The organism is Cohnella herbarum, from assembly GCF_012849095.1.
GTDB lineage: Bacteria > Bacillota > Bacilli > Paenibacillales > Paenibacillaceae > Cohnella > Cohnella herbarum.
In genome coordinates this window covers 3153291-3173233 of sequence record NZ_CP051680.1, presented here as the reverse complement: position 1 = coordinate 3173233, position 19943 = coordinate 3153291, and the positions used below count along the sequence as shown (strand labels likewise).

19 protein-coding genes are annotated in these 19943 nt (G+C 48.5%); 15 read left to right on the top strand and 4 right to left on the bottom strand.

From position 1 onward, the window contains the following. From HH215_RS14095 to HH215_RS14085, 3 genes are all read right to left on the bottom strand, one after another. On the bottom strand, positions 1-336 hold the full coding sequence (locus HH215_RS14095; RefSeq protein WP_169280492.1) for a DUF3992 domain-containing protein: 336 nt from the start codon (positions 334-336) through the stop codon (positions 1-3). A 25-nt stretch (positions 337-361) separates the two neighbouring features. Further along, complete coding sequence (locus HH215_RS14090) at positions 362-730, bottom strand: DUF3992 domain-containing protein (protein ID WP_169280491.1); 369 nt, start codon at positions 728-730, stop codon at positions 362-364. A gap of 227 nt (positions 731-957) precedes the next feature. Beyond that, positions 958-2064, bottom strand: a complete 1107-nt coding sequence (locus HH215_RS14085) for a glycoside hydrolase family 88 protein (protein WP_169280490.1) — start codon at positions 2062-2064, stop codon at positions 958-960. Between the two features lie 106 nt (positions 2065-2170). Here HH215_RS14085 and HH215_RS14080 point away from each other — a divergent pair, with 106 nt between their 5' ends. Both HH215_RS14080 and yunB read left to right on the top strand, forming a co-directional pair. Next, the gene (locus HH215_RS14080) at positions 2171-3034 is read left to right on the top strand and encodes an AraC family transcriptional regulator (RefSeq protein ID WP_169280489.1); all 864 of its coding nucleotides are present in this window, start codon (positions 2171-2173) and stop codon (positions 3032-3034) included. Positions 3035-3164: 130 nt separating this feature from the next. Beyond that, complete coding sequence (yunB, locus tag HH215_RS14075) at positions 3165-4103, top strand: sporulation protein YunB (protein WP_169280488.1); 939 nt, start codon at positions 3165-3167, stop codon at positions 4101-4103. Positions 4104-4187: 84 nt separating this feature from the next. Here yunB and HH215_RS14070 read toward each other — a convergent pair whose 3' ends face one another. Beyond that, positions 4188-5069 carry a helix-turn-helix domain-containing protein gene (locus tag HH215_RS14070; protein WP_169280487.1) on the bottom strand — a complete coding sequence of 294 codons (882 nt, stop codon included), beginning with the start codon at positions 5067-5069 and terminating at the stop codon, positions 4188-4190. A gap of 134 nt (positions 5070-5203) precedes the next feature. On the opposite strand from HH215_RS14070, the gene HH215_RS14065 reads away from it, so the two are divergent. From HH215_RS14065 to kduD, 13 genes are all read left to right on the top strand, one after another. Next, entirely contained in the window at positions 5204-7102 is a 1899-nt protein-coding gene (locus tag HH215_RS14065; RefSeq protein WP_254450480.1) for a beta-L-arabinofuranosidase domain-containing protein, read from the top strand. 6 nt (positions 7103-7108) lie between these two features. Further along, positions 7109-8701, top strand: a complete 1593-nt coding sequence (locus tag HH215_RS14060) for a response regulator transcription factor (RefSeq protein ID WP_169280486.1) — start codon at positions 7109-7111, stop codon at positions 8699-8701. 14 nt (positions 8702-8715) lie between these two features. After that, positions 8716-8880 carry a hypothetical protein gene (locus HH215_RS14055; protein ID WP_169280485.1) on the top strand — a complete coding sequence of 55 codons (165 nt, stop codon included), beginning with the start codon at positions 8716-8718 and terminating at the stop codon, positions 8878-8880. Positions 8881-8968: 88 nt separating this feature from the next. After that, positions 8969-9286, top strand: a complete 318-nt coding sequence (locus HH215_RS14050) for an ABC transporter permease family protein (RefSeq protein ID WP_174887616.1) — start codon at positions 8969-8971, stop codon at positions 9284-9286. 157 nt (positions 9287-9443) lie between these two features. After that, on the top strand, positions 9444-11240 hold the full coding sequence (locus HH215_RS14045) for a sensor histidine kinase (RefSeq protein WP_169280484.1): 1797 nt from the start codon (positions 9444-9446) through the stop codon (positions 11238-11240). Next, on the top strand, positions 11212-12804 hold the full coding sequence (locus tag HH215_RS14040; RefSeq protein ID WP_169280483.1) for a response regulator: 1593 nt from the start codon (positions 11212-11214) through the stop codon (positions 12802-12804). The genes HH215_RS14045 and HH215_RS14040 overlap by 29 nt, the downstream gene beginning before the upstream one ends. Before the next feature lie 231 nt (positions 12805-13035). After that, positions 13036-14388 (top strand): ABC transporter substrate-binding protein, encoded by a 1353-nt coding sequence (locus tag HH215_RS14035; protein WP_169280482.1) that lies wholly within the window; start codon positions 13036-13038, stop codon positions 14386-14388. Between the two features lie 100 nt (positions 14389-14488). Beyond that, positions 14489-15394, top strand: coding sequence for a carbohydrate ABC transporter permease (locus HH215_RS14030; protein WP_169280481.1), 906 nt, complete (start codon positions 14489-14491; stop codon positions 15392-15394). Beyond that, positions 15394-16224: a carbohydrate ABC transporter permease gene (locus HH215_RS14025; protein WP_169280480.1), complete on the top strand. Its 831-nt coding sequence runs from the start codon at positions 15394-15396 to the stop codon at positions 16222-16224. The genes HH215_RS14030 and HH215_RS14025 overlap by 1 nt, the downstream gene beginning before the upstream one ends. A 12-nt stretch (positions 16225-16236) precedes the next feature. Then, positions 16237-17376: a glycoside hydrolase family 88 protein gene (locus HH215_RS14020; protein ID WP_169280479.1), complete on the top strand. Its 1140-nt coding sequence runs from the start codon at positions 16237-16239 to the stop codon at positions 17374-17376. A 183-nt stretch (positions 17377-17559) separates the two neighbouring features. Next, a complete protein-coding gene (gene kduI, locus HH215_RS14015; protein WP_169280478.1) occupies positions 17560-18390 on the top strand; it encodes a 5-dehydro-4-deoxy-D-glucuronate isomerase in 831 nt (276 codons plus the stop codon). 31 nt (positions 18391-18421) lie between these two features. Further along, positions 18422-19195 carry a DeoR/GlpR family DNA-binding transcription regulator gene (locus HH215_RS14010; protein WP_169280477.1) on the top strand — a complete coding sequence of 258 codons (774 nt, stop codon included), beginning with the start codon at positions 18422-18424 and terminating at the stop codon, positions 19193-19195. Beyond that, the gene (gene kduD, locus HH215_RS14005) at positions 19167-19937 is read left to right on the top strand and encodes a 2-dehydro-3-deoxy-D-gluconate 5-dehydrogenase KduD (RefSeq protein ID WP_169280476.1); all 771 of its coding nucleotides are present in this window, start codon (positions 19167-19169) and stop codon (positions 19935-19937) included. The genes HH215_RS14010 and kduD overlap by 29 nt, the downstream gene beginning before the upstream one ends. Positions 19938-19943 lie beyond the last annotated feature (6 nt).

Here is a 19943-nt window from a genome sequence, read left to right as displayed (position 1 = left end):
CTACAGGTTATATCGGACTGTAATGCAAAATTCACCTTGCGTAGCCGCTGTAGAGGCTAAAGTAATCGTATCGAATCTAGAAATCGTAAAGGATGAGCTGCTTCCCGTTTGAATCGTGATTAATTGGACGGTCGCAGCATTTAAGGAGAAGGTAGCAGTTAGGGGACCTGCCCCGGTTTCGAGTTTAATATATCCGGAGGCGCTAATCATTTGGGAAATGTTATCCGAATAAATGATTTGCGTGCCTGCGGCTGGAACCGCCCAGTTCGTACATACCTTATCTTGCACAACGGTATTATCCGCACAACAACTTAAGGATGAAGTACATGTACTCATCGTAAACCCCCTTTACTTCGAAATATTAAATTGGATAACGAGTCGTAATGCAGAACTCTCCCTGGAATGTTCCAGTCGCTGCTGCAGGAATTACAACTTGAATAGTACTAAATCGACGATAGGTGAAGGCAACGCTAGTTCCTGGTGTAAGCGTGATAGCTGTACCGATGACGGTATCGGCACTGTCAAGCACTTCAAGGGTTACATTGCCAACCCCGATGTCATATTGCAAATAACCGGTACCTACAATATTCTGAGTAATATTATTGGTGTACACAACGACATCTACAGCGGTTACCGCACCGGTTCCACTCCAAGGGCTACAAACTTTATCCTGCACGTATTCTTTGTCAGGGCAGCAGCTTAAAGCGGTTGATGAACCATTACATCCCATAATGTGTGCAGCCTCCTTTATTAATTTGCTAGATAGTTAATGCTGACCGCTCCTATCTCGCGTGGACATCTGCCTTGTGCTTATTCACATGTACTAGCCTATTGTGAGATCTCTCGCAAGACCTCTGAATCAGGCGAGAAAAAAAGGGAGATCAGCAAGCGTGAACATTCGCTTGTTGGATCTCCCTGTTATTTTGCAGAACCGAAGTTCAGAGATGATCAGAAGACCTAGTAGACGCGGTTTTTCCACCCGTTTAATTTGGCGATCGCTTCAACGTAGTAGTAATCTCCGTAGATGAGAGACACATCGATGTTCGTCGTTCCGCTGCCCGTTCCATGCAGAAGAATAGCTTCATGCTCGGGAAGATCCCAAGTCGCGTATTTTTCGGTTAACGACTTCAGAATACGTTCGGCGGCATCCTGGTATAACCTCTTCTCTCCGGCTGGAACCGCATCTGCGATCTCGAGCAAACCGGATGCCGCAATGGCAGCCGCGGAACTGTCCCGCGACATTCCCTCCAACGATTCAAGCCGAAAATCCCAATAAGGTACTAGGTCTTCCGGCAAGGCCGCGATGAAGTAGTGGGCAATTCTTTTCGCGGTATTCAAGAAACGCGCGTCTCCGGTGTGACGGTAAGTGTTCGCGAAGCCGTGCAACGCCCAAGAATTGCCGCGACTCCACGTAGAATCGGGTGCTAGACCCTGGCCTCCGAACGATTCGATATACTCGCCCGTGTCCGGGTCGAACGAAATAATATGATTGCTGGAGCCGTCCTCGCGGACACCGAACTTCATCGTCGTCTCCGCGTGGCGGATCGCGATCTGCTTGTACCTAGGATCGCCCGTCGCTTCGCTAGCCCAGAACAGCAGAGAGACGTTAAGCATGCTGTCGATAATCGACCATCCGTATTTATCCCCGTTCCAAGCCCGGATGAAGTTTCCCGCTAAGTTGAAACGCGAGGCTAAGAAGTTAGCGGCTTCGATCCCTCGACGATATCCGTCCTTATCGCCTGTAATCTTATACTTGATGATAGCGGTAGAGAGAAATTGAAAGCCTACGTCATGATGTAGCTCCTCCGTCGTCTTGACGAACCACTGCTCAAGCGTAATATCCCAATGCCAAGCGACTTCCTTATAATGCTCCTTGCCGGTCATGTCGTACATGACCCACAGAATACCCGGCCAGAAGCCCGTCGTCCACCAGTCCGTGCCCATATCGTCATACTTGCCGTCCGCTCTGGCGACATGCGGCGTCTTACTGCCGATTTGCTCGATCATGCGATCTACTTTCGTTTCCAACCGCTTCAAGATCTCGGCTTTGTATGCGCTATTCATCGATAGTACCTCCTCCTGTTTTTCTCGATTATAGCTTCTGGATTTTCATGAAAGTTGTGATACGATAGAGAAAAATGTTGCTATTTTGTCCTGATCGGAGGATGCCATGAAACGTTTGTTCGATGCCGTTCGATTTGACGGAATGATGATGTTATGGAGCTATGCGGCGAAAGCGGATGCTCCGTTCGAGGGGTTTTATCATTGGCACCAATGCTTCGAAATTCTGATCGTACACGAAGGGGAAGGAACGGTCATCATCAATCAACACGCATACGATATCAAACGGGGCATGATGTTTATTTTCCAACCGTATCAATTGCACAAAGTTTATCCCAAGGCAAGTAAGCAACAACCGTATATTCGTTCGAAGCTGCATTTTATCGCGGAGGATTTCTCGGACAAGCTGGTACTTTTTCCGAATAGAAACACGCAATTGCTTCAATTGTGGCAAGGGAAAGGGGCGACTCAGGCCTTCGATCTGCTCGGCGATATGACCTATCTGGAACAACTTTGCGAATGGTATGAACAATCGGCCGGTAACGGGAAGGGCGAGTCCGAGGAGGAGAACATGCTGTTTCTGCTACAGATACTAGGATTCGTTAACAAGGCTCAAGGTTCTATGCGAGAGTCGGCGTTAATAGAAATCGCCAAAAGGCCGATGCGTTACTCCGAGAGGATCATGAAGTGGATCGATCATTATTACGCGGAAGAAGTTTCTTTGGACCGGATAGCGGAGGAGTTGCATCTGTCGAAATTTTACGTTTCCCGGGTTTTCCGTCAAGAGACGGGAAGCAGCGTTACGGATTATTTGACGGCAAGAAGGATAAAGCAAGCTTGTCGGCTGCTCCAGACGACATATGATCCGGTCGAGAGAATCGGCGCGCGGGTCGGCTTGCCCGACGCTTCGTATTTCGTGCAATTGTTCAAGAAAGTCGTCGGCACGACGCCTCTCAAATACAGGAACCAATGAATAGAGCACTTGCGGAACGGTCATGATCTTGGCCGGGACGGAAGTGCTTTTTTGTGGAATCGAAGCATAAGCTTGAACCATGTCATCCGGAGGACGACCCCGCCGGAGCTCAGAGTTGGGAGGTAAAGCGATGCGTAGAAAATGGGGCAGGGGCTTTCAGTTCACATTCTTGCGAAACGGATCGTTGCCGAAATCTTTACCCCGCAGATGGGGAAAAGGTTTCGTTCTGTTCCGTAATGGATCGCCTTCCCGATCGACTCCGCGGAAGTGGGGAAAGCGAAGGAGAATAACGATGCCGGGAAGCATCTCGAGTTCGAGGTCCATTCATACTCCGGCGAAACGTTGGGCGTCACAGAAGCCGCCGAGGAAAATAAAACGGAAAAATCTATGGTTAATCGCGGTATTGCTAATGCTTTTTCTTGTTATCCAAGGCACGATATTCCTGGATCGAGAGCTTCGGCAGCCGTTAATGTTTCTGGCCAAAATCCGCGTAAATCAATTGGCGACGGAAGCGATCAACGCGGCGATCAAAAGCGAGATCGCGCAAACCGCGAATTCGGATCAAATGATTCGTTGGAGATCGGATGCCGGCGGGAAAGTAACCGGATTTGAGATCGATTACAAACAACAGATGGCGATAACGGCGAAGACGATCGATGTCGTAAATCGCGTCCTGAAACAGCATGAAGACGTACCGGAGAGAATTCCCGTCGGCCATGCTTTGAATAGTCCGTTCATTTCATCGATCGGACCTAGCGTTTCCGTTAAGTTTCACCCGGCAAGCGTCGTTAAAGTAGATGTGGAAACGGAGTCCAGCGAAGCGGGAATTAATATGCTTCTGGTGGAAGTATTCGTTCGCATCCGTACGGAAATCGCCGTCGTTATCCCGTTCGATAAGGAACCGGAAGTGCTCGAAACGAAAATTCCGCTTTCCTACGCGCTAGTCGTGGGAGACGTGCCGACTTATTATTACGATAACAACGGTAATCCGGTCGGCAGCGGCGCGGGGCAAGCCCCTTCGATCGCGCTGCCTACGCCGAGTACTTCGATTGAGAAGCCGGCAACATAAGCTGGCCCTTTCCTTAATATGGAACTGGCCTCTTATTCCCCAAGCATGCCGAGCAATCGTTACCGGAGATAATTGCGTACGGCTTTAAGTTTTGTAGAAATGGCTCATATAGGTAGAAGGCGGCTCCCCGAACACTTTCTTAAATACTCTGCTGAAATAATAGGGATTGCGGTAACCGAGCCGTTCGCTGATCTCGGACACGTTCAGGGGAGTGCTTCTCATTAGATGGATGGCTTTATTCATTCTAAGCTTCGTATGGGCTTCGATGATGCTCTGCCCCGTAATCTTCTTGAAGGTCGCGGATAGGTAACTGTAATTCAGGTTGACGTAATCACTTAATCGCTTGGAATCAAAGTCCTCTTCCGTACGCTGAGTCAGATATTCCATGACCCTCCCCGCAACCGTATCCGGTTTACCTGCCGTTTTCTTAGCTATCCGGGATAATTCCGCTTGTCGTAGCTCCAGAAATAGTTGGTAAACTTGAACGCTTATCAACGTCATTCCATTTTCCCTCGGTTTCCCGTAGTCCTCCAATAACCGTTGCAATCGGTTCGCCAACGTTTGATGAAAGGCGGGTGTTCCGTGCTTTGGCATGACAAACCGATATTGATATTGATCGGGAAAATAATAGTCTAGTTCGGGCATCGGACTATGATCGCTGTAGGAGACATGCTCGTCGACGACGGAATTAAAGTGTATCCAGTACCAGGTCGTACCCGGAAGCGTTAAAGGCCGTCCCCAATGATGGCACCCCTTCTTCAGAAACAAATACTCCATCTCGCCTACGAAATACTCTGTCCCCTCCTCTATAACTTGCATCTTTCCTTTGGTTACGAATAGGAACACATCGAAATCAAGGATGCGATCGTGATGAGTGTATGTGCCATCGGTTTGGTTTTTACCGATATCTCTGACGAGAGGAAAGCGATCGGCAGTGAGAGAGATAGATAAGTCCTTCGAAAGCATGAACATTCCCCCCCTTGAGCAATATTTCAATTATAACCCAAAAAAAGTATATGTAACATGTGTTGTCGTGCATGTATCCTTTCTAACAAAGGGATTAGAATAAACCTCACAAGCAATAATTGGGAGGGTAAATAATGAACGCGATAAAAATGTCCGAATTTCCATGGGGTCAAGTCAGATTGTCGGAAGGTCCGTTGAAAGCGCGATTTGAATTGAATAAGCATTATGTCATGAGCTTGTCTAATGATAACCTGCTTCGTAATTTCTATCTGGAGGCTGGCCTTTGGAGCTATAGCGGCAACGGGGGAACGACAAGCGCAACGACGACGAGCATGGACGGTCCGGAAAATTGGCACTGGGGCTGGGAGTCTCCTACTTGCGAGCTTAGGGGACATATGATGGGACATTGGTTGTCCGCGGCCGCTCGAATTTACGCGCAAACCGACGATCAGCTTGTTAAGGCGAAAGCCGATTACATCGTTAAAGAATTAGCGCGTTGCCAAGAAGCGAGCGGAGGAGAGTGGCTCGCAGCATTTCCTCAATCTTATATGAGCAGGATGGCAAACGGAAATTGGGTATGGGCACCGCATTACACCGTACACAAGTTGCTCATGGGTCTTGGCGAGATGTACGCCATCGCTAAGAATGAACAAGCGCTTACGATCATGATCGGTATGGCCTCGTGGTTCCATCATTGGACAAGCCAATTTACTCAGCGGCAAATGGACGACTTACTCGATATGGAAACCGGCGGAATGCTGGAAACTTGGGCAGATCTATATGGCATTACCCGCGAGCCCAAGCATCGCGAATTGATCGAGAGATATGACAGACGGAGGTTTTTCGATGCGCTTCTAAGGGGGGAAGACGTCCTTACTAACAAACACGCGAATACGCAGATTCCGGAAATATTAGGAGCGGCCAGAGCCTGGGAAGTGACCGGAGAAAATCGTTATCGGGAAGTGGTCGAAGCTTTCTGGAGGAGCGCGGTCACCTTAAGGGGAATCTCATGCACCGGCGCGGGAGATGACGCCGAGCTGTGGATGCCTCCAGGTCGATTCGCGGAGCGAATGGGCGTGGGACAGGAGCACTGCGGCAATTACAACATGATGAGGCTGTCGCATGTTCTATTCCGTTGGACAGGTGATCCCGTATATGCGGATTACTGGGAAAGAAGGTTCATTAATGGCGTGCTTGCCCACCAACACGGCGAAACGGGCATGATATCCTATTTTCTCGGAATAGGAGCCGGAAGCCGGAAGAAATGGGGGTCTGCGACACAGCACTTTTGGTGCTGTCACGGCACTCTTGTTCAGGCCAATGCCTCCTATGAGCAACAGATCTATTTGCAGGATGAGTCCGGCGTTGTCATAAACCAGTGGCTTCCATCAAGCATCAAGTTTAAGAGCGGAGACAGTCTCATCAGCCTCGATTTGCAGCAGGACGGGCAAAACGGCGTATATCCGTTGAATGGATGGAACGTTGAGGGCATGAACGCGATTACGAAGGTCCATACTCCGCCAATCTCTATCCATCGTCCCAATCATTTCGTGTATAACGTTAAAGTCACATGCGAGAAGGATTCGGAATTTACGCTAAAGCTAAGACTGCCGTGGTGGGTAAAGGGACAACCTCTTATTTCGGTAAATGGAGTTCCGCTCAGCGGTTCGTTTCGCCCATCCACGTTCATAGAAATTCGCAGAACATGGAGAACCGGGGATACGTTGAACATCGAATTGCCGAAGGCGTTGACGACCGAACCGTTTCCCGGCCTTCCGGATCGAGTGGCTTTCATGGACGGTCCGATCGTGCTGGCGGGTCTGGTAGATGAAGAAAGACGGCTCCGCGGAAATGCGGAGGAGCCTGACACCCTTTTGATCCCTGATCGCGAGAGAAATCATAGCTGGTGGAACCCCGGTTATTATCGGACGACTAACCAAGAACGCGGAATTCGCTTTATTCCTCTATACGAAGTGAAGGATGAGGCTTATACTGTTTATTTTCCGATCGATAATGATAGACATACGGAGTGAACAGCGATGCACAAAATATTGCTTGTAGATGATGAGCCAAGGCAACTGCGTTCCTTGGCTTCAATAATTCGCCGTCTGCGTCCCCACTATGAAGTCTTGGTAGCCCATAACGGTGTGGAAGCTTTGAATTTGACGGAATTGCATGCTTTCGATGCCGTGATTTCCGATATTCGGATGCCCCAGATGGATGGCCTGGAGCTAATGGAGAACCTTTATCGGCGACAATACAACGCACTATCGATTCTATTAACGGGATATAAGGATTTCGAATATGCTCGGCAAGCCATCAGTTGGGGCATCATGGATTATATCGTCAAGCCGATAAGCCGAATTACGTTGGAGAGTATGCTTGAGCGGTTAGATGATCGTTTCTCCGTTGCCCGCAAGGAACAGAAATCAATGATGCGTATGGCCAAGCAACTCGACTTGTCGCTTCCCGTTTATCAAACCTATTTACTGAATAAATGGATCTTAGGCCGCTTGAACGAAGAAGAGCGGGAGGTTCTCTCCGAGATCATTCCGTTTGACGGGGCCGGGATTATAGGTCATATGGAATGCGGATTTCCTAGCGGGGAAGAACCCTTCGTCGAGCAACTTCAAACACGGTTGGAAAACCAATGGATACCGGGCATCAAGAGCGTGTTCGGTTTTCGATTAGATGGCGCAGGGAACAAATGGGGAGTTGTGTTTCTTCTCCAACCCCAGCCTAATGATTCATTCATACTTGAGAACTTGGCCCGGAGCCTGGATGAGTGGATCGCTAATATTGAGGAAGAGATGGGATGGACGATACAAATCGGACTGGGCGAACAGTCCGACCCTATATTTGAAGGGGCTGAGACGTCTAATCGGCAAGCGGAAACGGCGCTAGTCCGAAGATTTTACGAACCTGTTAACCGAACGGTCATATATAGGGGAACCACCCTTGCTTTCGATGCCGTCCCGGACTGGTTCAAGATTGAAAGAAGTATCGCGGAAGCCATCCAAAAATCCGATGCGCATAAATGGAGCAGTGTTATCAATGAGTTCATGGCACGGTTCCATCTTTCACAAGATAGGCCTCCCGAATTAATGAAGCATGAAATGGCTCACATGCTCGTCCGAATGGCGAAAAGTGTTATTCGCGCCTATTCGGACGAGCAGTTTGTATGTCTGGAAAAAGAGATCCGAACATGCATTATGGCTTGTATGAACGGCCTACAATTGAGAACTCGTTCCAAGGGGTTAATCGAACGGGTGGCAGACGCGTATATAAACCAAAAGCAAGATCCGGCGGAGGAGTACATTCGAAAGTGCTTGTCCTATGTGGACGAACGCTATGCTCAAGATCTTTCCTTGGATGAGATCGCCGCACATTTTCATTTCAATTCTTCCTACTTCAGCAGCTTATTTAAACAACGGACCGGGATCAGTCTGTCTATGTACATTACGAAGAAAAGAATGGTGGAAGCCAAGCGGATACTGCTTGAGACCGAGGATAGCATCTCCGATATCGCCCATCATGTCGGTTATAAGGATGCCTCCTATTTCATTCGGATATTTAAGCGGGATTGCGGCGTTTCTCCCTATAAATTCAGACATACTAATAGGCTCAAATAAGGGGGAAGGGCGAAATGTTAAGGTTGGGGAATAAGACTGGCATTCGATTCCGCCTAGTCTCCGCTTACATCGTGTTGATTACGATACCGCTTGCCTTGCTGGGGGTTCGGTATTATTGGACAAGCAAAGAGGTCGTTTCCGAAATCGTTCAGAAAAATCAAAGGCAGATACGACGTTAAGCAATAAATCAATCCAACCGCGAGAAAGCCGGGAGTTCATCCTGGCTTTCTTGTACGATAACGGGCAATAAGAAAGAAAGGTGATCTTATGGGAAAACGGAAAATTTCGCCCCTTAGAATAGGGCTGCTTTTCATATCGCCGATCGGGAAACAGTCTTTAATCGTTGTCGGATTGTTTACGTTTCTAGCCAACTGGAATGACTATTTGGCGCCCGTCATCTATTTAAGCTCAGAGAAGAATTATACGCTTATGCTAGGGTTAACCCTATTCCAAGGCCAGTATAACGCGCAGTGGAATCTGATGATGGCCGCCGTCGCGCTGGTCGTTTTACCTTCGCTCGTCCTCTTTCTTTTCGCGCAGCGTTATTTCGTAGAAGGGATTGCGATGACCGGAGTTAAAGGATAAATAAAACACATTAAGGCGGAGAGGCGATCATTCGTACAGTTAACCAGGGATACAAGCTGGACGAACGTGGATTCGATCTAATATAGTAGGAGAAGCCTTCCATCAGTTAGAAGGCTTCTTCTTGCCTTAGATGGGCGAGGCTAGGAATAGGGGGGGAATGCGTGTGAGTGGCTGGCAACGAATCTGGAGAAGCGTCTTCGTTAAATTTTCCGCTGCGTTCATCGTGGTCGGTCTGATTCCCTTATTTGCGCTCAGCCTCTTCTCGCTCCAGACCTTTACGGATCACGTAGAGCGAAATACGAATAACAACATGGAACAGATGGTTCTTTTCATGGGGTACAACTTGGATAATCTATTTTCGGATTACGACAAAGTATCCAAGCTGATGTACTACGGAAGCAGTAATTTGGAGACCCAAGGCGCTTCCTCGAACCGAAGCATTAGCGTGAATGAAGAGGAACGGATCAATGAAATGTCGATCGACGATTTTCTGACGACGGTTCTATACAGCGATAATTTCATCCGCAATGCTTATTTCGTGAGAAGCAAAGATAACAAGCTGTACTCTCAAACGAAGGACAACAAGTCGTTCCTGCCCGATGCGCTCCCGCTTGAGGATTGGAAGATCCCTCTCAAGGTACAGCCAAAACAGCTAGCCATATTCCCGGTTCACGAGGAGTCCTATTATAAAAACTCCAAGATTCGGGTAATGACTTTAGGAAGAAATTTGATCGATACTGCCGGCCTTATTACGTCAACTCCGAAAATTGTAGGCACCTTGTATTTCGACGTGGATATTGCCGTGTTCGTGAATCTATTCCGGGAAATGCGACTTGGAAATAAAGACGAATTATATGTACTGGATGCGAACAATTCCGTATATTACACGAACAAGGACATGGAAGAGGACCAAGTTTTCATATCAGAAGCTTCGAACCGTAAAGTTCTCGTTCTCAGTGAAGAGGTTCCTTTTCTGAAAGGGCAGGTTGTCGTTCGAGTGTCCAAAAGCGATTTGTACGAGCAATTGACTTCCATTCGATCCACGGTATATACGGCCATCGTGATCTGCGCCTTGGTGCTCGTCGTAATGGGGATATGGTTCTCGCGCCGATTGTCGTCACCGATCATGAGCGTTATTAAACAGATGATTAGAGTCGAGTCAGGTCATCTGGAATCGAATCTCGTCGTTAAGAATCAGGATGAGATCGGACGATTGGCCCACGGGTTTAATCGGATGGTGGACAGGTTAAGAAGCTTTATTAATGATGCGTACGTAGCGGAAATCAAGCAGAAACAGGCCGAACTGAACGCCCTTAAGAGTCAGATTAGACCCCATTATCTTTATAACACTTTAGAGGTTATACGGATGAATGCCGTTCATAACGACGACAATGAAGTTGCCGATATGATTCTTTCTCTGTCTAACCAATTAAAATACGTCATCGACTATGGCGAGGAATGGGTAACGATCCGGCGGGAATTGGAGCACCTCAAAGATTATTTTTATATTATTAAAGTCCGTTTCGAGAATCGGATCGAGCTACGCTGCGATGTAGCGGATCCCGTAGATTTGGACTGGTCAATGCTTAAGCTAAGCTTGCAGCCGATCGTCGAGAATGCCATTCAGCATGGGATACGTCCGAAAGGCGGCAAAGGAACCGTATGGGTTACGATCGAGACTTTGGAGGATATGCTAGGAATTACAGTATATGATGATGGAGTCGGCATCGATTCGGACACGCTTGAGAGACTTAATTCCATGCTTCACGACCCGAAGGCGCCATCCAAGAACGTAGGAATGAAAAACGTTCACGAACGCATCAGAGTGGTGTGCGGCGAGCCCTATGGGTTGAACATCAGCAGTCGAGAGCATGTCGGAACTTCGGTGCGCTTGCTTATACCCATTCGGAAAGGGGGGGACCTACATGACGATACGAGTCATTCTGGCGGATGACGAGCCGCTTATTATCAAAGGGCTTCGAAAGCTCATTCAGTGGGAACAACTGGGGATGGAAATCGTTGCGCAAGCTTATGACGGTCAAGAGTTGTTGGAGGTCATCGGCACGCATTCACCCGATATCGTCATTAGCGATATCAGTATGCCATTCCTAACGGGCATCGATATTATTAAGGAAATCAACAGCCGTCACCTTGCCGTTAAGGTCATTTTCATTAGCGCCTATCAGGAGTTTTCTTATGCGAGGGATGCGGTCGCGTTCGGAGCCGTTGATTATTTGGTGAAGCCGGTAGTCAAGCAGCAGTTGGAGGATGTCTTGCTTAAAGCGGCTTCCCTGATTAAGGAAGAAAGCGAGAAGTCCAGGAGCAAGATCGATCTGCAGCGCTTCGAACGGGCCAAACAAACCGAGGAAACGCAGGAGCGTTTCATTAGGCTTACCGACGGATCTTTGTCTACCGGTACGGAGGCCTATAGGCAGTTGATCGCCCAGCTTCAAGGTCCGCTATTTACGATCGGCCTTATCGAACTGGACCGTATAGATGCGCACTCGGACAGATGGCCCGGGCAACAGCAAAGGTTAATTGCCTTTGCGATCGAGAATATTCTGAATGAAATCGTTGCAGGTACGGGTAGGGGACAAGTATTCATGAAAAACAGTTTGCACGTCGTCTTGATCGAGCATGCTGATCCGGACGAACCGATGCAGATCGCATATGAGATCAAGGAGAAGATCGGTTCGTTCCTTAAGCTTAACGTATCCATCGGATTAAGCAAGCCTGTCGCGACCGGAGCAGAACTGGCGCAAGCCTACGTGCAAGCCGGACAGGCGCTGCAATTGAAATATTTCGTCGGATTAAACCGAGTGATTCCTTCCGAAGCGCATAGCGCGAAGATTTCCGTAGAGAGCGAGCTATACTCCCTGCAGGTAGAGATCATTCGCGGTTTAACGAACCACGCATGGGATGACGTGAAGTCGGGACTTACTCCTTTGCTGAAGGCTATTCGTTCGGCGACGACCGGTAATGTCTCGTTAGCGGTGTCGACGTGCTTCTCCACGATTTTGTTTATCGTCCAAGAAATCAAGAAATCAGGAGTGCAATTGCCGGATTGGGGATTCGACATTCACGGTCTGCAGAGCTTGCTGGGGGAATATGAAACGTTCGACGAAATGGAGCGCGGGATTTACCATATTGTCGAGGAGCTTTATCAGAGGATAGATGATAAGAGCGGCAACAAGGAGAAGCTTGTTTTGACCAAGATCAAGCAATATATCGAGGAGAATTATAGCGAAGAAATTTCCTTGGAGTCGGTGTCGGCCATCGCTTTTATGAATCCCTACTACTTTAGCAGCTTCTTCAAGAAGCACACGGATCAGAACTTTAAGCAATACGTGACGGAGATTCGGATGAAGCAAGCCGTATCCTTGCTCAGCCAGACGGATCTGATGGTGTATGAGATCGCGGAAAAAGTAGGCTACAATAACGCGAGGCATTTTAGCGATATGTTCAAAAAGCATTACGGCAAATTGCCGATGGAATTTAAGCAAGCCCTTAGGAAATAACCAAAGGACCGGGAAACCGGTCTTTTGCATTCCTGTTTTGGATTCCGATGGCGTTCTTGCTCGCCCGGTGCATACACCTTAAATTACTATCATACGGGTCTTAAAAAACTTCATTCATCGGATTTAGCATCGATGTTAAAGTTAGACCAAGGAAATGTTAGATCGATGATGATGCGCACATCATACGGCAATTCCGACAGGCTCGAACATATAAAGGGAGGTTCTACCTACATGGCTAAGAAATGGGTGTTTCAACTGTTTTCTCTAATGCTCGTTCTATCTCTCGTTCTATCCGCTTGCGGAGGAAATAAAAACAACAATGCATCGCCTGCCGCAACCGGATCTCAGCCGGCGGGAACCGAAAGCGCTTCCCCTTCCGAAGCGAAGAAAGAAGTTAAGCTAACGATCGGGTATGCGACTGGAGATCCTGCGGGCAAGAAAGCGATCAGCGATACGATAGCAGCTTTCACTACCGCAAACCCGAACATCAAAATCGTAGATACGAGCGAAGGAACGACGTCATCCTACCTCGATTGGTTGAAAACCAAAGACGCGGTAGGCGAGTTTCCGGATATCGTCGAGATGAGAGATACGAAAGTATTTGCCGATGCGGGTAAAATCGCGGAGCTTCCAGCGAATCTGGTTGAACTATTCAGCACTCTTCCGGAAGTTGACGGCAAAAAATATAACGCACCTATTACGTTAAACGCACCTCAAGGGATCATTTACAGCAAAAAAGCTTATGCGGATGCCGGTGTAACCGATCTTCCTAAAACATACGACGAATTTTTAGCGATCCAGGAAAAGCTGAAAACATCCGGTATTACTCCGATCGTCGTCGGCGGCAAAGATATTTTCCATATGGGCTTCTGGCTTAATAAATTTCTGATCGATCAGGTTTATGCGGTTGATCCGGATTGGAACTCCAAACGCACGGCGAAAACCGTCAGCTTCACGGACGCGAACGTCGTTTCCGCGATGAGTGATTACAAAGAGCTATTCTCCAAATACGTGGACAAGGGCTGGCTCAGCACGGCGGATAACCAAACCGCTTCCATCCTCGTTTCCGGCAAGGCAGCACAATTGTTCTCCGGGCCTTGGATGTTCACGCAAATTAAAGAAGCGGATCCGAGCTTCGAATTCGGCTTCTACGCTTTACCGGATCGTCAAGGCAAAATAAGCGTCATCGGCTTGCCTTCTCCTGCCGGATGGTCACTGTCCGCCGAAGCTGCCAAAGATGCAGATAAGGTCGAAGCCTTTAACGCATTCATTCGGTTCTTCTTTGCTCAAGAGCAATATTCCAAATTTCTTGAAGTGTCCAACGGCATTCCTTCGACTAAGGAGCCGGTTAGCTACAAGGCTACGGAACAAATGCAAACCGTACTTGACATCATGGCCGATCCTAGCATTACCAAATCGCTTGCGATCAATAACTGGTGGGGCGAGAACCTCATTCCGCCGCAATTCCGCAACTGGTACTATAAGCTGATGCAGGATTTGGTGCTTAAGAATGGCGACGTGACCGAATTCATGAAAAAAGCGGACGAAGAATACGACAATGAAGTCAAGGCAAACCAGCAGTAATCAGCTAGGAGTTTCGCCAGCACGACGGAACAAAAGGAGAGACCTCTGCTGATTGGCGGAGGTTCTCCTTTTATACAGCCGCTATCGAGGGAGTGAGAGCATGACATCAGCATTAGTACCCAAGAAAAAAAAGAAAAAGTGGGTATCCTACTCGTTTCTATTCATCCTGCCGTCGTTGCTTATTTATACGTTATTCGTGATCGGGCCAACGATCAGCAGTTTTTATCTAAGCTTTACCTCGTGGGATGGCGTTAGTCCCGAGGCGCGATATATCGGAATGGCGAATTTCGAAGAAATATGGAACAGCGAACGGGTTCACAATGCATTGAAAAATACGATTCTACTTACGATCGCGCTGGTGATTTTAGAAAACGTCTTGGCATTGGCTTTGGCTATGCTCGTCGATCAAGTACGCTGGTTCAAAAATTTTTTTCGCAGTATTTTTTATTTCCCTGTATTGCTGAGCGGGCTTGTCATGGGTTTTGTATGGACAATCATTCTGAATTATAACTTCGGCGTTCTGAATCGTTTATTAGAGCTAGCAGGCCTCGATTCTCTGAAGACCGATTGGCTAGGCAATCCGGATTATGCTCTCGTGTCCATTATCCTATCTACCGTATGGAAGTCGGCTGGGTATTATATGATCATTTACTTGGCTGCTTTGCAGGGCGTTCCTCCAGAACTGAACGAGGCAGCAAGCATCGATGGTGCGAATAAATGGCAACAATTCCGTCATATCACCTTCCCACTGTTGGCGGGTGCGGTAACCGTGTGCATGATGCTTTCCATGATTGGATCGCTTAAAATATTCGACCAAATCGCCGTCATGACCGATGGCGGGCCAGGTTTCGCTACGGAAACTTTGACTTATATCGTCTATAAAGTCGGTTTTGGAGAATTAAGACAAGGCTTCGGTACGGCAATGGCGCTCGTCCTCTTCTTGCTTATCCTTATTGTTTCGATCATCCAGATTAAAGTGCTTCGCAGAAGAGAGGTGCAGCTATAATGCGGAAGCGGAAAACATGGAATGACGTTATCGTATTCGCTGTTACTCTGTTGCTGGCCGTGATCTTCTTTTTCCCCATTTTCTTTAACTTGATGTCCGCTTTCAAGAGCAACGGAGAAATCTTGAGGGACGCAATCGCTTTCCCTAAAGGGCTGTATCTGGAATCGTTCAAGCATCTATTGTTCAAGACGGACTTTCCTGCGGCCATTGGCAATAGCTTCATTCTAACGGTAGGTTCGATTCTGTTCATGATTCTGCTCATTCCAATGGCTGCATACGCCATTGAACGAACGAATAAGAAATGGACTTACTTGGTCTATGTTTATTACTTGGCAGGGATGATGATTCCATTCCAAGCTTACATGATCCCGTTATTCAAGGAACTGAAGATGTTCGGGATTTATGGGAGTTTATCCGGTCCGATTTTGATCTACATTGCGGGCTCAGTCGGTTTTGGGGTGCTTCTGTACACCAGTTTCCTGAAAGGGATTCCCAGGGAAATCGAAGAATCGGCAGAAATCGACGGGTGTACGAAGGTCGGAATTTTCTGGCGAATCGTGTTTCCGCTGCTTGGACCTTGTACGGCTTCCATGGTGGTACTGCAAGGACTAGGCATCTGGAATGACTTCCTGATGCCGATGCTGGTGCTTCCTTCGGGCAAACCGAAGACGATGGTCGTCGAAATTTTCTATTATATCGGTGAATTTTCTTCCCGTTGGGATATGATTTTCGCCGGAACCGCGATGTCGGTCGTGCCGATTCTAATCGTGTTCCTGTTGTTGCAAAAGTATTTCGTTAAAGGCGTCGCCGCCGGAGCGATTAAAGGATAAGGGGCAATGAAAATGACATATTCGTTAAACAATGAAAACAAAGCGTGGTTGGACGAGGTTTGGAACAAGCTGCAAGCGAAGATGTCGGCGGAAGTGGATCGGGTAGGAGATAGGATTCCTTACATTCCTGTTGATGGCAAGTATCGGGAAGATAAGAGCGAAACGGATATTTATTGGTGGACGAACGGCTTCTGGCCGGGAATGTTATGGCAGATGTTTCATGCGACCGGAGTTGAGAAATATAGAACCGCTGCCGAAGGCGTTGAGCTGCGTCTCGATAAGGCGTTCGAGGGATATGATGGACTGCATCACGACGTGGGTTTCATGTGGCTCCATTCCGCGGTAGCCAATTATCGTCTAACGGGGAATGAAAGAGCGAGAGCTAGAGGGATGCATGCCGCTAACTTGCTAGCGGGCAGATATAATCCCCGGGGGAAATTCATTCGGGCATGGAATGATGACTGCATCGGCTGGACGATCGTGGATTGCATGATGAATATTCCGCTACTCTATTGGGCTAGCGAGCAAACCAAGGATCCGAGATTTACTTATATCGCAAAGGACCATGCGGATACGACCTTAACGAACACCTTGCGTTCAGATGGCTCCTGTAATCACATCGTGATTCTGAAACCGGAAAACGGTGATTTTGTGGAAGCCCCCGGAGGACAAGGCTATGAGCCTGGTTCGTCATGGTCTCGAGGCCAGTCTTGGGCTTTGTATGGCTTCGCTCTAAGCTATAACCATACTCAAGAGGGTCGATATCTGGATGCTGCCAAACGGATAGCACACTATTTCATCGCGAATGTGTCGGGGACCGACTTCGTGCCATTGGCGGATTTTCGCGCTCCGGCCGAGCCTGTCGTATGGGATACGACGGCCGGCGTCTGCGCCGCCTGCGGGTTGTTGGAAATCGCGAACGCGGTGGGTGAATTGGAAAAGCCTCTATACTTGAATGCAGCTGTTAATATCTTGCGAGCGACGGATCGTCGCTTCTGCAATTGGAACAGCGATGAAGATTCCATAGTGGCAGGCGGGACGGGATCTTACCATGGAAGAAACGGAGACTTCGAGGTGCCAATCATCTACGGTGATTATTTCTTCATTGAGGCCGTGCTCAGATTAAGGGGGCAAGATTTTCTAATCTGGTAGTTTGCGAATATTGGGAAGAGGCTGATCTTTTTCGACCGCTCCGGACATAAGCTTGCATCTTGGCTAGAAAATGTAGGCCAAAAATGTGCCTTAATAGGTGAAATAAAAATAGAGTTCACAAATGTTCTAAAATGTGTGTTAAAATAAATTCGAACATAAACGAACGATTGGGGGATTTACGATATGGAAATCAGACATTCAACGAATCCGGCAGATGCCAAGCATTATGATACCGCGAGATTACGCCAACAATATTTAATCGAAAGCTTATTCGTAGCGGAACGAATTAAGATGGTGTACGCCCATGACGATCGTATGATCATCGGAGGAGCATTGCCGATCAAGGAAACACTGACGATCGAAGCGGCGGACGTGCTCAAAACGGAATATTTCTTGGAGCGTAGAGAGGTCGGCTTTATTAACATCGGCGGCGAAGCGGTTATCGAAGTGGACGGGGAGCGTTACGCGTTAGGTAAGCTGGATACGTTGTATGTAGGCAAAGGAGCACGCGAACTAAAGCTTTCCAGCGGCGACGCTTCCGATCCGGCAAAAATTTATTTTACCTCCGCGCTCGCTCATGCGACGTATCCAACGCGTAAAGTATCCGTGCAAGAAGCGAATACGCTTAATCTAGGTTCGCTTGAATCCTCTAATGAACGTACGATCCATCAGATCATTCACGAAAATGGCGTACAGAGCTGCCAGTTGATGCTGGGCGTTACTTTATTTAAGCCGGGAAGCGTATGGAACACGATGCCCGCACATCTTCATGACCGCCGCATGGAAGCTTACTTGTATTTCGATATGAATGCCGACGCCAGAGTGTTTCATTTTATGGGCGAAGCGAACGAAACCCGCCATTTGGTCGTCGCTAACGAACAGGCGATCATCTCGCCGGCTTGGTCGATCCATTCCGGAGCAGGCACGAGCAGCTATGCGTTTATCTGGGCGATGGCCGGAGAAAATTATACGTTCAAAGATATGGATGTCGTCCCTATGGATGCGTTAAAATAAAGCTTCAAAGCGATCGTCGGGAGGACCCATCATGCTTGCCGTAACGCGTCATCAATCGATACTGGAACTGCTTGAGAATCAAGGAACCGTTCAGGTTTCCGAATTAAGCGAACGTCTCTCGGTTACGCCGAAGACGATCCGCGAGGACTTAGAGAAGCTCGAGGAAAAGGGACTTCTGACGAGAATCCATGGAGGAGCGGTAAGCCGAAGCGATCAAGCCGAGCCGTTGCTGCCATTGCAGATTCCGAATACGAAGCATTCCAGAGAAAAGGAAGCGATCGCGCTCCATGCCCTTCGATATATCGAGCATGATGACGTAATCGCGCTTGATGCGGGAAGCACGACGCTGGAGATCGCCAAACGGCTTCCGAATATTCCGCTTACCGTACTGACTAACGATCTGCATATCATTCGCGAACTTATAATGAAGGAAAACATTCGTCTTGTCGTACCCGGAGGGTATCGCCATCGCAACGTGCTAATCGGCAACGAAGCTTTAGAATGGCTTACGCGACTTAATGTCCAGAAGTTGTTTTTATCGGCAACGGGCGTACACGATAAATTCGGTTTATCGGTATTTACGGGCGAGTTGCTTGAGTTGAAGAGGGCATACCTTTCCGGCGCGAAAGAAATCTACGGCGTAGCGGATCATAGCAAGTTCGATCGAGCGGCGCTACAGACGTTCGCCACTTTGCAGGATTTGCACGTGCTTATTACGGACGACGGGCTCGATGACGAGACGCTCCGTCGGTACGAAGAGGGAGGTTCGGTGAAAATTGAAAGAGCATCAACGGAATTTGTTTGATCTATCGGGTAAAACGGCCATCGTTACCGGAGCGGGACGGGGCTTAGGACAAGCGATCGCAGCGGGTTTGGCCGAAGCGGGCGCGAACCTCGTGCTCGTCACGAATCGTACTTCCGCGGAGGAGACGAAAGCGAAAGTCGAAGCCTATGGCAGGAAAGCGCGCATCGTTCAAGTCGACGTCGCCGATCGCAGCCAACTTCCGACGATCATCGACGCGGCGATCGAGACGTTCGGAGGCATTGATATTCTCGTGAACAATGCCGGGATCATTCGACGTACTCCCGCCGCCGAGCATGCGTATTCCGATTGGCAGGAAGTGCTGGACGTCAACTTGAATTCGGTTTTCGTCCTTAGCCAGTTAGCCGGCGAGTTCATGCTCGAGCAAGGCTCGGGCAAGATCGTCAACATTGCATCCATGCTTTCTTTCCAAGGCGGAATCAACGTTCCCGGCTATACGGCGAGCAAACACGCGGTCGCGGGTCTGACCAAAGCGCTTGCCAACGAATGGGCGTCCAAAGGCGTTCAAGTGAACGCCATCGCTCCGGGATATATGGCTACCGATAATACGGAAGCGCTTCGTAACGATCCGGTCCGCAGCCGCCAAATTCTCGATCGAATCCCGGCGGGCCGCTGGGGATCCGACGAGGATATGATCGGACCTGCGATTTTCTTAGCTTCGGAAGCATCCGATTACATGAACGGGCACATCCTGTGCGTGGATGGCGGCTGGATGAATCGTTAACAGCTC

Excerpts from the sequence above, each read along its gene's own strand:
- HH215_RS14095 (WP_169280492.1), bottom strand. The coding sequence starts at position 336 with ATGAGTACATGTACTTCATCCTTAAGTTGTTGTGCGGATAATACCGTT.
- HH215_RS14090 (WP_169280491.1), bottom strand. The coding sequence starts at position 730 with ATGGGATGTAATGGTTCATCAACCGCTTTAAGCTGCTGCCCTGACAAA.
- HH215_RS14085 (WP_169280490.1), bottom strand. The coding sequence starts at position 2,064 with ATGAATAGCGCATACAAAGCCGAGATCTTGAAGCGGTTGGAAACGAAA.
- HH215_RS14080 (WP_169280489.1), top strand. The coding sequence starts at position 2,171 with ATGAAACGTTTGTTCGATGCCGTTCGATTTGACGGAATGATGATGTTA.
- yunB (WP_169280488.1), top strand. The coding sequence starts at position 3,165 with ATGCGTAGAAAATGGGGCAGGGGCTTTCAGTTCACATTCTTGCGAAAC.
- HH215_RS14070 (WP_169280487.1), bottom strand. The coding sequence starts at position 5,069 with ATGCTTTCGAAGGACTTATCTATCTCTCTCACTGCCGATCGCTTTCCT.
- HH215_RS14065 (WP_254450480.1), top strand. The coding sequence starts at position 5,204 with ATGAACGCGATAAAAATGTCCGAATTTCCATGGGGTCAAGTCAGATTG.
- HH215_RS14060 (WP_169280486.1), top strand. The coding sequence starts at position 7,109 with ATGCACAAAATATTGCTTGTAGATGATGAGCCAAGGCAACTGCGTTCC.
- HH215_RS14055 (WP_169280485.1), top strand. The coding sequence starts at position 8,716 with ATGTTAAGGTTGGGGAATAAGACTGGCATTCGATTCCGCCTAGTCTCC.
- HH215_RS14050 (WP_174887616.1), top strand. The coding sequence starts at position 8,969 with ATGGGAAAACGGAAAATTTCGCCCCTTAGAATAGGGCTGCTTTTCATA.
- HH215_RS14045 (WP_169280484.1), top strand. The coding sequence starts at position 9,444 with ATGCGTGTGAGTGGCTGGCAACGAATCTGGAGAAGCGTCTTCGTTAAA.
- HH215_RS14040 (WP_169280483.1), top strand. The coding sequence starts at position 11,212 with ATGACGATACGAGTCATTCTGGCGGATGACGAGCCGCTTATTATCAAA.
- HH215_RS14035 (WP_169280482.1), top strand. The coding sequence starts at position 13,036 with ATGGCTAAGAAATGGGTGTTTCAACTGTTTTCTCTAATGCTCGTTCTA.
- HH215_RS14030 (WP_169280481.1), top strand. The coding sequence starts at position 14,489 with ATGACATCAGCATTAGTACCCAAGAAAAAAAAGAAAAAGTGGGTATCC.
- HH215_RS14025 (WP_169280480.1), top strand. The coding sequence starts at position 15,394 with ATGCGGAAGCGGAAAACATGGAATGACGTTATCGTATTCGCTGTTACT.
- HH215_RS14020 (WP_169280479.1), top strand. The coding sequence starts at position 16,237 with ATGACATATTCGTTAAACAATGAAAACAAAGCGTGGTTGGACGAGGTT.
- kduI (WP_169280478.1), top strand. The coding sequence starts at position 17,560 with ATGGAAATCAGACATTCAACGAATCCGGCAGATGCCAAGCATTATGAT.
- HH215_RS14010 (WP_169280477.1), top strand. The coding sequence starts at position 18,422 with ATGCTTGCCGTAACGCGTCATCAATCGATACTGGAACTGCTTGAGAAT.